We start from the raw sequence: 13,284 nt of genomic DNA, 5'->3' as shown, positions 1-13,284 counted from the left end.
TTCATATTTTGTTATGATAGTGTTACGAAAACGTTTGCATAAAATTCCGATGGGATGCAAAAGGAGAGAATGACTATGAATAAGACATGGTGGAAAGAAGCGGTTGCTTATCAAATTTATCCACGAAGCTTTATGGATTCAAATGGTGATGGTATTGGAGATTTACAAGGTATTATTGCAAAACTGGATTATTTAAAAGATTTAGGTATAGATGTAATTTGGATTTGTCCAATGTATAAGTCACCTAATGATGATAATGGTTATGATATTAGTGATTATCAAGATATTATGGATGAGTTTGGTACAATGGCAGACTTTGATGCTTTACTAGATGAAGTTCATAAGCGTGATATGAAGCTTATTATTGATTTAGTTATTAATCATACGAGTGATGAACATCCATGGTTTATTGAATCACGTTCATCTAAAGATAATCCGAAGCGTGATTGGTATATTTGGCATGATGGTAAAGATGGTGCGGAGCCAAACAACTGGGAAAGTATTTTTAATGGTTCGGCATGGGAATATGATGAAGAAACAGAACAATATTATTTACATTTATTCTCACGTAAACAACCAGATTTAAACTGGGAGAATAAAGAAGTTCGCGAAGTACTATACGATACGGTTAATTGGTGGCTTGATAAAGGTATTGATGGTTTCCGCGTTGATGCGATCAGTCATATTAAAAAAGAAGAAGGCCTCAAGGATATGCCAAATCCAAAAGGGTTAAAATATGTGCCATCTTTTGATAAACATATGAATGTGAAAGGTATTCAACCTTTATTAGAAGAGCTAAAAGAAAATACATTCTCTAAGTACGATATTATGACTGTTGGTGAAGCAAATGGTGTTAAGATTGAAGATGCTGAGCTTTGGGTTGGAGAAGAGCAAGGTAAGTTCAATATGGTATTCCAATTTGAACATTTAAGTTTATGGGATGCAGAGAAGAAGAAAGACCTTGATGTTGTAGGATTGAAAAAAGTATTAACGAAATGGCAAAAAGGATTAGAAAATAAAGGATGGAACGCTTTATATATTGAGAATCACGATAAACCACGTATCGTTTCAACATGGGGAGATGATAAACAATATTGGCGTGAAAGTGCAACAGCTCTAGGGGCGATGTATTTCTTTATGCACGGTACACCTTTTATTTATCAAGGCCAAGAAATTGGTATGACAAATGTTCAGTTACCAAATATTGAAGATTACGATGATGTAGCAATTAAAAATTTATATCGCGAGAAAATTGCAGAGGGCGTACCACATCAAGATATGATGGAGATTATATGGGCTTCTTGCCGCGATAATTCACGTACACCTATGCAGTGGAATGATGAGATGAATGCTGGTTTCACAACAAGTACACCTTGGTTTAGCATGAATCCAAATTACAAAGAAATTAATGTTGAGAAGCAAAAAAATGAAGAAAAGTCTATTTTCAATTTCTATAAGAAAATGATTGCCCTGAAAAAAGAGCACGATGTACTGAACTATGGCACGTACGATTTACTTTTAGAAGACGATCCACAAATTTATGCATATACACGTACGTTACAGGATGAAAAAGTCATTGTAATTAGTAATATCTCAAAAGAGGAAGCTGTGTATAATGAGGGTTCATTTGCACTAGAACGCAAACGTTTGCTTTTAAATAACTATGAAGTTGCGGAACATGAAGAAGTAACAACAATTGCTTTAAAGCCTTATGAAACAAGGGTTTATCGCATTTCATAATAAAAAAGGATGCTCTTTGAGCATCTTTTTTTATGAAAAAAAATAAATTTCTATTGCAAAGTGAAAACGCTTTTATTAAAATAGATTTATGAAAACGGTTGCGTAAAGATAAAAATAAAGTAACATAAGGAATCGTTTTCATAAAGGGAACAGAAATTATAATTTAAATCACTATGTTTTTATAAATAAAGGGGAGGAAGAACAGATGAAAATTACGTCTTTTGATTTTTGGCAAAAGTTCGGGAAAGCGTTATTAGTTGTTGTAGCCGTAATGCCAGCAGCTGGTTTAATGATTTCCATCGGTAAGTTAATTGGTATGTCTGCTGGGGATGTTAACGCAGTTCATACAATCGCTCGCGTAATGGAAGACATCGGTTGGGCAATCATTACAAATCTACACATCTTATTCGCAGTAGCAATTGGGGGATCTTGGGCAAAAGATCGCGCGGGTGGTGCATTTGCAGCGCTATTAGCATTCGTCTTAACAAACCGAATTACAGGAGCTATATTTGGGGTAAACGCTGAAATGTTAGCGGATTCAAAAGCGAAAGTTTCTTCAGTAATAGCGGGAGATTTAATTGTAAAAGATTACTTTACTTCTGTACTTGGTGCACCTGCATTAAACATGGGAGTGTTCGTAGGGATTATCACAGGTTTCTTAGGAGCTACTTTATATAACAAATATTATAACTATAATAAACTGCCACAGGCATTAGCATTCTTTAATGGAAAACGATTTGTACCATTCGTTGTAATTCTTTGGTCTACAGTTACTGCGATTGTATTATCACTTCTATGGCCATTCATCCAAAGTGGGTTAAATGAATTTGGTCGCTGGATTGCAGCTTCAAAAGATAGTGCACCAGTTGTTGCACCGTTTGTATATGGAACGTTAGAGCGTTTATTATTACCATTTGGTTTACACCATATGTTAACGATTCCGATGAACTATACAGAGCTAGGCGGAACATATACGATGCTAACTGGTTCAAAAGTTGGACAAGTTGTAGCAGGGCAAGATCCATTATGGCTTGCATGGATTACAGATTTAAATAATTTATTAGCAAATGGAGATACGAAGGCATATAACGATTTATTAAATAACGTTGTACCAGCTCGTTTCAAAGCTGGACAAGTTATCGGCTCAACAGCAGCGTTAATGGGGATTGCATTTGCGATGTTCCGTAACGTTGATAAAGAAAAGCGTGCAAAATATAAACCAATGTTTTTATCAGCAGCATTAGCAGTATTCTTAACAGGTGTAACAGAACCAATTGAATTCATGTTCATGTTTATTGCTCCAGTATTATATGTTGTATATGCTATTACAACAGGACTTGCATTCGCGCTAGCTGATTTAATTAACTTACGTGTTCATGCATTTGGATTTATTGAGTTAATTACTCGTACGCCAATGATGGTTAACGCAGGTTTAACAAGAGACTTAATCAACTTTGTTATTGTTTCATTAGTGTTCTTCGGTCTTAACTTTACACTATTTAATTTCTTAATTAAAAAATTCAATTTACCAACACCAGGGCGTGCAGGTAACTATATTGATAATGAAGATGAGGCATCAGAAGGAACAGGAAATGTACAAGACGGTTCATTAGCAACAAAAGTTATCGATTTATTAGGTGGAAAAGAAAATATTGCTGACGTAGATGCTTGTATGACACGCTTACGTGTAACAGTAAAAGATTTAGATGTTGTTGCACCAGAAGCACAGTGGAAACAAAATGGTGCTTTAGGGCTTATTGTAAAAGATAAAGGTGTACAAGCGGTATATGGTCCGAAAGCTGACGTATTAAAGTCAGACATTCAAGATATGTTAGGTGCGTAATAATATGAAATTGCTAACTTTAAACTGTCATTCTTGGCAAGAAGAGAATCAAATAGAAAAGATACAATACCTTGCTAAAGTAATTCAAGAAGAAGAGTACGATGTCATCGCATTGCAAGAAGTAAGTCAGTCCATACAAGCTGAAAATGTATGCGGTAACAAGAAAGAAGATAATTTTGGACTTTTACTATTAGAAGAGTTAAAAGCGCTACATGTAAAAGATTACAATATTACTTGGGATTTCTCTCATATTGGTTATGACGTGTATGAAGAAGGATTAGCGATTATAACGAAGCATAATATTATAAAAGAAGATACGTTCTTCATTTCAGAAAACGAGGATACAACGTATTGGAAAACGCGTAAAATTGTAAGTGCAACAATTGCTTATAATGGTAAGGATATAACGTTTTACTCTTGTCATCTCGGTTGGTGGAATGATGAAGAAGAGTCATTCAAAGGTCAAGTCGATCGTTTGATGGAGCGTGTAGATAGCAATAAGCTCGCCTTCTTAATGGGGGATTTTAATAACAATGCTCGATTGAAAGGCGAAGGTTATGAGTATATGATGCAAAAAGGGTTGTATGACACATATGAATTAGCAATAGAGAAGGATGAAGGAACGACTGTCCAAGGCGAGATTGCTGGTTGGGATGAAAATAAACATAATTTGCGAATCGATCTAATATTGTGTAACCAAAGTAAAAAAGTTCATTCTTCAAAAGTTATTTTTAATGGTACAAACAGAAATGTAATTTCAGATCATTTCGGTGTAGAGGTTCAATTGGATATATAATAGAAGAAATCCTCACAGAGAATAAAAGCTGTGAGGATTTTTTTTAGGAATACAAGTATTTCCAAGAGAAAATACTTGTATTTTTTATGACATTTCATATATATTTGTTATTATTGAATGTAAAACCGATTTGGTCATTTTGTATTCATACTTTGACTCACTTCGTTATATAATGAAGTAAGTGAAAGTTAATGGGAAAAAATAGTACGTTTTTGGTTAATACACGATGTAGAAAGTGATATAATTGCAAAATGTATGTATCATTTTCTAAAGAAGGAAAAATATATAATTAGGTGATAACTTCTATGAAACAGATTTGGCGTATTTATAAGACAGATTTACGGAATGTAGCCAAACATTGGGCTGCAATTGTTATTGTTTTAGGATTAATGATTTTACCATCGTTATATGCATGGTTTAACATTAAAGCTTCTTGGGATCCATATGGAAATACAAAAGAGGTTCCCATTGCAGTTTCTAACCAAGATGCAGGTTCTAATTTAAGAGGGAAAGATATTAATATCGGGAAAGAGATTGTAGACTCCCTTAAGAAAAACAAAAATCTTGGCTGGAAATTTGTAGATGAAAAACAAGCAATTTACGGAGTTGAGCGTGGAGATTATTATGCAAGTATTACGATTCCAAAAGATTTCTCTGAAAAAATTGCAACTGTTCTGGATGAAAATCCTAAAAAACCAGAACTTGATTACTATGTAAATGAAAAGGTAAATGCGATTGCACCGAAAATTACAGCAAAAGGTGCATCAGGTATTACAGAAGAAATTAGTAAAAACTTTGTAAAAACAGCAAACGGTGAGATTTTTAAAATTTTCAATGATCTTGGAATCGATTTAGAAACAAACTTACCAAGTATCGAAAAAGTAAAAGATCTTGTATTTAAGTTAGAAGCGCAGTTCCCAGAAATGAATACACTTATGGATAAGGCGTTAGATGATGCAACTCGAGCAGAAGATGTTGTGAAAGTAGCGCAGAAAGATTTACCTGTTGTAGAGAGTGTAATAAATGATGGACAGGAAGCGTTAGCGAATTTAGATAAGTTCTTTGCAAGACAAGATCAAACATTAAAAAATGCTCCAGGGACGATAAGAAATGATTTAGTAGCAGCAAAAGGCGTTATGGATAGTGCAGCTGCATTTACTGACTTTTTAATGAATCCAGGTGTAGAACTAAATATTCCTGACTTGTCTGGAATGAATGGATTACCTGAATTCCCAGCGAGACCAGATCTTTCTAAGTTGAATAGTGATGGTTATAAGAGTATAGCGCAAAATATTAATCAAACAGTAAATAATGTTTTAAGTTCATCACGTGCAGGAACAGCTTATGGGAAAAGTGTTTTAAATGGATTGCAAAATGGTCAGTTTGATCCAGAACAAGCAAAGAGAGATTTAAATGCGGTATCAGAACGATTACAAACTGGTACAGATGGTATTTCATATCTTATTAATTTCTTTACTGAACTTCAAAAATCGGCGACTACTGATTTTGGTCAAAGCTTTTTCAAAGGGCGAGTGGATCACTTAACTAATGTTAAAAAAGGTATGGAAAATGCGAATAACGGTATTAAAGATATTGTAAATGTTATTGGCAAAGGACAAGAAGTAAAGAAAGATGTAACAGATGTAGCGAATCAAAAATTAGATGCAGCAAATGGATTAATTGATCAAGCTGAAAAAGATTATAATGAAACGTTTGTAGCAGATTATAAAAAAGCAGTTAGCACAGTCGATCAAGCTAAAGTTGATGCAAATGCAGTATATGATAATGCAAAAGCAGATTACGATAAAGTAAAAAATGGTATTGAGGGTGCAAAAGCAGATTTACAGAAAGCAAAAGAAGATGTACAAAATAGAGGTATTAACGGTTTAGATTCAACGAAAGTAGCTTTAAATAGCTTAAATGGTCAATTCCAATCTGGAATCGGTTTAATTGATGATATGATTCCAGTTCTAGAAAGTACAAATAAGGTTTTAGCGGATGTAAATAGTGATAAAAACCTTAATAATGGAATTGCAAAATTAAACAAAGCGAAAAGTAGTCTGCAAAAAGGTGTAGATGCAACGAATAAGGGGATTACACTTCTTAACAATGGCCAGAAACCTACAAAAGATGTAATTGAAAGTATTAACAACGCTGCGAAGGGCGGATCAGCTCAATTAACAGATGTATTATCGACGTATGATTCAGAAATTGTACCTAATTTCAATACAGCAATTGCTCGTACAAAAGAGATGTCGAAAAATACAACTCAAATTTTAAATGATGCAGACAAAAAGCTTCCAGATGTTAAAAAATTACTAGAAGATTCATCAAAAGGCTTAGTAGACGGGAAAAAGAAATTAGCAGATATTAAAGCTGAAATGCCGGAGACTGAGAAAAAGATTAAAGAATTAGCAGATAAAATTCGTGATTTTGAATCTGAAGAGGATTTAAAAGACATCATACGTTTATTGAAAAATGATGTTGAAAAGCAAAGCGATTACTTTGCGAATCCAGTAAATTTAAAAGAAAATAAATTATTTGCGATGCCGAATTACGGTTCAGCGATGTCACCATTCTATACAGTGCTTGCATTATGGGTAGGCGCATTATTAATGGTTTCATTATTAACGGTAGAAGTACACGAAGAGGGCGCGAATTATAAGAGCCATGAAATTTACTTCGGACGTTTATTAACATTCTTAACGATAGGTCTTTCACAAGCGTTTATCGTATCGATGGGAGATATATTCTTACTCGGTACGTACGTAGTCGATAAGTTCTGGTTTGTGTTATTTAGTTTATTTATTGGAGGAGTCTTCGTTTGTATCGTATACTCACTCGTTTCTATTTTCGGAAACGTTGGGAAATCGATGGCGATCATTTTACTTGTACTACAAGTAGCAGGATCGGGCGGAACATTCCCAATCCAAATGACACCAGCGTTCTTCCAAGCGATTTATCCGTTCTTACCATTCACATACGCAATTAGCGCAATTCGTGAAACAGTTGGCGGAATGCTTTGGGATATCGTAACGCGAGATTTACTTGTGTTAAGTGCTTTCGTAGTAGTTATGATTGTTGCTGCGTTATTACTGAAAACACCAATTAACAAATCAAGTGAAAAATTTGTTGAGAATGCAAAAGGAAGTAAAATCATTCACTAAAATAAAAGGTTCCTACCGATAGAGGTAGGAACCTTTTTGTTTAATCAAATTTTAATTTTTTTAATGCTTCTGCGAACGGGTTGTTTAATGGTTCTTCTTCTTTGTTCTGTTGTTTCATATATTTTTGAACGTCGCGTTTATCGGCTTTGTTTCCAGATTCTTTTTTACGTCTTTCTTGGAATGTTGATAATTTCTCGCGATAGCCACATTTACATGCAAAGATTTGTCCTGCACCCTCACCACGTAATTCTAGTTTCTTCTTACATTGCGGACAGCGAGCGTTTGTTGTACGAGATACATTTTTACGATGACCACATTCACGATCTTGGCATACGAGCATTTTTCCCTTTTTGCCGTTTACTTCTAGCATTGGTTTACCGCAATCTGGACAAGACTTCGTTGAAATGTTGTCATGTTTATATTTTTTATCGCTCGATTTAATTTCAGAAACGATTTCTTTCGTATAGTTCTTCATTTCAGAAATGAATACTTCTTTTTTTAATTTACCTTTTGCGATAGCCTCAAGTTTTTGTTCCCATTCACCAGTTAGTGTAGGAGATTTTAATTCTTCTGGTACTAAATCAAGTAACTGGCGACCTTTTGAAGTAATGTGAATATCTTTACCGCGTTTTTCAATTAAGAATGAATTGAATAGCTTGTCGATAATGTCTGCACGTGTCGCTACAGTACCTAATCCACCAGTCGATTTTAACGTATCAGCAAGTTGTTTATTTTGCGTATCCATATATTTTGTAGGATTTTCCATTGCTGAAAGTAAAGTTGCTTCGTTAAAACGTGCAGGTGCTTTCGTTTGACCTGATGTTTGCATAATTAACTTTACAGTTAATGTATCGCCTTTTTCGATGCGAGGTAGAAGTTGCTCTTTTACGTCATCAGTTACATCATCATCTTCAAAGCGATTTTCATATATTTCCTTCCAACCTGCATGTAAAATTGTTTTTCCGCGTGCAATGAACGTTTCATTACCGACTTTTGTGCGTAACGTTAGTTGTTCGTATTCGAATGCTGGGAATAAAACAGCTAAGAAACGTTTTACAACTAAATCATAAATTTTACGTTCTTTATCTGTGAAGGCTGAAAAGTTAACGTATCCTTCTGTCGGAATAATTGCGTGATGATCACTTACTTTACTATCATCAACAAATGATTTATTAGCCTTGATAGGCTTTTGTAATACTTTATGTGCTAAGGAACGGTACTCTCCAACACCACATGCTTTTAGACGTTCTGGAAGTGTTCCAACGATATCAGATGAAATATAGCGTGAATCTGTACGAGGGTACGTTAGCACTTTATGTTGTTCATACAATTTTTGCATAATGTTTAATGTTTCTTTCGCAGAGTAACCGAACTTTTTATTGGCATCACGTTGTAATTCAGTTAAATCGTAAAGACCAGGAGAGAATGATTTCTTCTGTTTTTTATCAATTTCCACAACAGTAGCATTATGCTTATCTAAACCTTTTACAATACCATCAATTTTTTCTTTATTGAAGCTGCGGCTATTGCCGTTTGCATCTTGCCACGTTAGTTTTAACTGATTCGTCGTTTGAGCTTCAATGCCGTAGTAAGTTTGAGCTTTGAAGTTTTTTATTTCATCTTCGCGATTAGCAATCATAGCGACAGTAGGTGTTTGCACACGGCCACAGTTTAGCTGGGCATTAAAGCGAGTCGTTAAAGCGCGAGTCGCGTTAAGACCGATATACCAGTCAGCTTCTGAACGTGCGACAGCTGAAGCGTATAAATTGTCATATGCTTTACCTGGTTTTAAATTTGCGAAACCATCTTTAATTGCTTTATCAGTAACAGATGAAATCCATAGACGTTTGATTGGTTTGTTAATTCGAACTTTATCAATAATCCAGCGAGCAACTAATTCTCCTTCGCGTCCAGCGTCTGTCGCTACAATAATTTCATTTACATCTTTTCTAAGAAGCTGACTTTTTACAGCATTAAATTGTTTCCCAGTTTGTTTAATAACTGTTAATTTCAAACGCTCAGGTAGCATCGGTAAATCTTCTAAATTCCACTTTTTATATTTCACATCATAGCTTTCTGGATCTGCTAATGTAACAAGATGACCTAAAGCCCAAGTTACAATATATTTACTACCTTCAAGGTAGCCATTTCCTTTTTTATCGCACTTCAGTACACGTGCAATATCTCGTGCAACGGAAGGCTTTTCAGCGATTACAACGCTTTTTGACATATTTAAAACATCCTTTCAAATTTCCATACGTTAACTATAGCATACATCTTCTTGAGATTCAGTTTCGCTCCATATTTGAACGGTTTTTAATGGGATAACATCTGTTTGAAAGTGAATGATCGTGACAGAACATAATATGCACCATGATGAGACTGTGAGAAATAGATAGTTATTATGCGTATTGTTTTATTAGTTGCTTCTATATTAAATAGAAAAGTAAAGAACTTGTTATTTTACTAGAATAAGAGTAGACTTTGAAGTAGAAGAATACTAAACACATGGGAGTTTGTGGATACAAACTGAGAGTATGACTAGTCCGTCATTGACCATTTGAACCTGTTGGATAATGCCAGCGTAGGGAGAGTGTAAAAGCACATGTTCAGGCACTTTGCGTACGCGCAAAGTGCCTTTTTGTGTATCTCCCATAACTATAGTTAGGAGATGAGAAGGATGAATATGAAAGAAATTAGTAAAGTAGTGGATTTAGTGAGAGAATCTAATCCGCTCGTTCATAATATTACAAATGTTGTTGTAACAAATTTTACAGCTAACGGTTTGTTAGCGTTAGGGGCATCGCCTGTAATGGCGTATGCAAAAGAAGAAGTGGCAGAAATGGCTAGCATTGCTGGAGCGTTAGTATTAAATATGGGAACACTTCGTCCGGAAGAAGTAGAAGCGATGTTACTTGCCGGTAAATCAGCAAATGTGAACAATGTACCAGTACTGTTTGATCCAGTTGGTGCAGGAGCAACATCGTATCGAACAGAAGTTGCGAGACATATTCCGGCTGAAATTGAATTAGCGAGTATTCGCGGAAATGCAGCTGAAATAGCGAACGTTATTAATGAGAGATGGGAAATTAAAGGGGTAGACGCTGGTGCTGGAAATGGCAATGTCGTAAGTATTGCAAAGCAGGCAGCAGATGAACTAAATACAGTTGCAGTAATTACTGGAGAAGAAGATGTTGTTACAGATGGAGAGAGAACGATTGTTATTCGAAATGGTCACTCTATTTTAACGAAAGTTACGGGAACTGGTTGTTTACTAACTTCTGTAATAGGAGCATTTGTAGCAGTGGAAAAAGATTATGTAAAAGCAGCAGTAGCCGCATTAACATTTTATGGAGTAGCAGCGGAACTAGCAGCGGTTAAAACGGTAGAAAAAGGACCTGGTAGTTTCCAAATTGAATTTTTAAATCAGTTAGCGAATACTACTTCTAGTGATATTGAGAAATATGGAAAGATTGAGGAGTTAGAGTAAGAGGGAGTGAAAGAAATGGCACGCATTGAAATAGATAAAATGTCTAAGCTATTGCAAGTGTATTTTATTATGGGAAGTAATAACTGCACGAGGGATCCTTTAGCTGTATTGAAAGAAGCGTTAGATGGTGGAGTGACAATTTTTCAGTTTCGCGAGAAGGGGGAAGGTTCTTTAATCGGAGAAGATAGAGTGCGCTTTGCAAAAGAATTGCAGACGCTTTGTAAGGAATATAGTGTTCCTTTCATTGTAAATGATGATGTAGAATTAGCCATTGAATTAGATGCAGATGGTGTTCATGTAGGACAAGATGATGAAGGAATTACATCTGTTCGTGAAAAAATGGGAGATAAAATTATCGGCGTATCTGCTCATACAATTGAAGAAGCACGCTTTGCAATCGAAAATGGAGCAGATTATTTAGGCGTTGGACCTATTTTCCCAACGAGTACGAAAAAAGATACGAAAGCGGTTCAAGGAACGAAAGGATTAGCCTATTTTAGAGAACAAGGAATTACAGTGCCAATCGTTGGTATTGGTGGGATTACAATTGAAAATACAGCGGCAGTTATAGAAGCGGGTGCGGACGGTGTTTCAGTTATTTCAGCAATTAGTTTAGCTGAATCTGCGTATGAAAGTACGAGAAAATTAGCTGAAGAAGTAAAGAGAAGTTTGTAGGGAAGGACGTGTAGTATTTTAAGTGCTACATGGAGAAATAGACTGCCCCAAAATTTAAACAAACATTTGATTAAAAAAGCACAAACCTTTTTAAATAAAGGTTTGTGCTTTTTCTTTAAAACATAATTGAAATTAAGAGCATTCCAATTCCGATAGAAGTAAATGTTGCAATTAGGCCAGGAATCATAAAACTATGATTTAATACGTATTTACCGATACCTGTTGTACCAGTACGATCAAAGTTAATGGCAGCAACGATTGTTCCATAGTTTGGAATGAAGAAATATCCATTTACTGCAGGGAACATCGCAATCAGTAGCGCTGGTGGAATGCCAAGAGATAGTCCAAGTGGCATTAAGGCACGAACAGTTGCTGCTTGGCTGTACAGTAAAATAGATAGAATGAATAGTGCGATGGCAAATAGCCAAGGTGCACTTGTTACTAAATGCTGAATGGATCCTTGAATCATATTTAAGTTTCCATTAAAGAAAGTATCTCCCATCCAAGCGATACCGAAAATAGCAACAACTGCTGTTGCCCCCGCTTTAAAGACGTTACCAGACACAATGCTTTCTACATTTGGTTTACAGAAAATAATAATAAGAGCCGCGATAGTTAACATAACCATCTCAATTGTATTCGGCATGGAAAGACGGGCTAACTTCCCATCAACTATCCATCCTGGACGAAGTGCTTCAAATGAACCAAGAAGTACAACAAGGAAGGTTCCTACAAGGAAAAGGATAACTGATAATTTTGCGCCCTTTACACCTACAAATTCTTTTTTCTCTTCAAGCTTAGGAATCATTCCTTCTTTTAATCGTTTTAAGTATTCAGGGTCTTCATTTAATTCTTTTCCCATCTTACTAGCAACGAATGCTGCTAACATACAAGCAATGAAAGTGGAAGGAATACTCACTTTTAAAATATCTAATAAAGTGATTTTATAGTCAGCTAACATTGCTAAAAGAGCAACTGTGGCAGCTGAAATTGGACTAGCTGTAATTGCTTGTTGAGAAGCGATTACGGCAATCGACATTGGGCGTTCCGGTCTAATCCCTGATTCACGAGAGACTTCTGCAATAACAGGAAGTACAGAATAGGCAACGTGACCAGTACCTGCACATAGTGTGAATAAATAAGTAACAATTGGAGCAAAAAAAGTAATACGCTTTGGATTTTTTCGTAATGCCTTTTCAGCTAGATGAACAAGATAGTCCATTCCTCCAGCAGCTTGTAAAGCACCAGCAGCTGTAATTACTGCCAAAATCATAAGCATTACATCGATAGGAGGCGCGGTTGGTTGTAGGTGGAAGACAAAAACGAGTATTGCCATACCAACTCCACCCATTACTCCTAAACCAACTCCGCCTAGGCGTGCACCAATAAAAATACAGAGTAACAAGGTAAGAAATTGTAGCCAAAACATGATAAACTACCTCCGAAATTCATTAGTTAAGATATATTCGAATAGTTTAATTTGAATGAAAATTAAATAAATACCCGAAGAAATCCTTGTTATTTATACATTTTTTATTATATAACACAAAAAAAGTAACATTCACGTACTTTT

Annotated in this window: 8 protein-coding genes and 1 riboswitch; of the genes, 6 read left to right on the top strand and 2 right to left on the bottom strand. The window is 35.4% G+C overall.

Features of this window, described 5'->3' with window-relative positions; all coding sequences use genetic code 11:
- The first annotated feature begins 75 nt into the window (after positions 1-75).
- The 4 genes from ACTFP3_RS24295 (at position 76) to ACTFP3_RS24280 (ending at position 7,546) form a co-directional block, all read left to right on the top strand.
- A complete protein-coding gene (locus ACTFP3_RS24295; protein WP_001044710.1) occupies positions 76-1,740 on the top strand; it encodes a glycoside hydrolase family 13 protein in 1,665 nt (554 codons plus the stop codon).
- A gap of 205 nt (positions 1,741-1,945) precedes the next feature.
- The gene (locus ACTFP3_RS24290; RefSeq protein WP_000705560.1) at positions 1,946-3,583 is read left to right on the top strand and encodes a PTS transporter subunit IIBC; all 1,638 of its coding nucleotides are present in this window, start codon (positions 1,946-1,948) and stop codon (positions 3,581-3,583) included.
- Between the two features lie 4 nt (positions 3,584-3,587).
- The gene (locus tag ACTFP3_RS24285; protein ID WP_000771986.1) at positions 3,588-4,379 is read left to right on the top strand and encodes an endonuclease/exonuclease/phosphatase family protein; all 792 of its coding nucleotides are present in this window, start codon (positions 3,588-3,590) and stop codon (positions 4,377-4,379) included.
- A gap of 305 nt (positions 4,380-4,684) precedes the next feature.
- Positions 4,685-7,546, top strand: coding sequence for a YhgE/Pip domain-containing protein (locus tag ACTFP3_RS24280; protein ID WP_000810081.1), 2,862 nt, complete (start codon positions 4,685-4,687; stop codon positions 7,544-7,546).
- Between the two features lie 40 nt (positions 7,547-7,586).
- On the opposite strand, the gene topB is transcribed toward ACTFP3_RS24280, so the two are convergent.
- Positions 7,587-9,776 (bottom strand): DNA topoisomerase III, encoded by a 2,190-nt coding sequence (gene topB / locus ACTFP3_RS24275; protein WP_440011452.1) that lies wholly within the window; start codon positions 9,774-9,776, stop codon positions 7,587-7,589.
- A 268-nt stretch (positions 9,777-10,044) separates the two neighbouring features.
- Positions 10,045-10,154, top strand: a riboswitch (TPP riboswitch).
- A 72-nt stretch (positions 10,155-10,226) separates the two neighbouring features.
- On the opposite strand from topB, the gene thiM reads away from it, so the two are divergent.
- Both thiM and thiE read left to right on the top strand, forming a co-directional pair.
- A complete protein-coding gene (gene thiM / locus ACTFP3_RS24270; protein WP_326036184.1) occupies positions 10,227-11,036 on the top strand; it encodes a hydroxyethylthiazole kinase in 810 nt (269 codons plus the stop codon).
- A 15-nt stretch (positions 11,037-11,051) separates the two neighbouring features.
- Positions 11,052-11,711, top strand: a complete 660-nt coding sequence (thiE, locus tag ACTFP3_RS24265; protein ID WP_000090960.1) for a thiamine phosphate synthase — start codon at positions 11,052-11,054, stop codon at positions 11,709-11,711.
- A 115-nt stretch (positions 11,712-11,826) separates the two neighbouring features.
- Here the strand turns inward: thiE and ACTFP3_RS24260 are convergent, their stop codons facing one another.
- Positions 11,827-13,140, bottom strand: coding sequence for an anaerobic C4-dicarboxylate transporter family protein (locus tag ACTFP3_RS24260; RefSeq protein WP_000498704.1), 1,314 nt, complete (start codon positions 13,138-13,140; stop codon positions 11,827-11,829).
- Between the last annotated feature and the right edge of the window lie 144 nt (positions 13,141-13,284).

The sequence above is a fragment of the Bacillus cereus group sp. MYBK5-2 genome, from assembly GCF_051915685.1.
In the GTDB taxonomy this organism is placed as follows: Bacteria; Bacillota; Bacilli; order Bacillales; family Bacillaceae_G; genus Bacillus_A; species Bacillus_A cereus.
The sequence above is the reverse complement of the archived record's forward strand: the minus strand, read 5'-3'. Positions and strand labels throughout refer to the sequence as shown.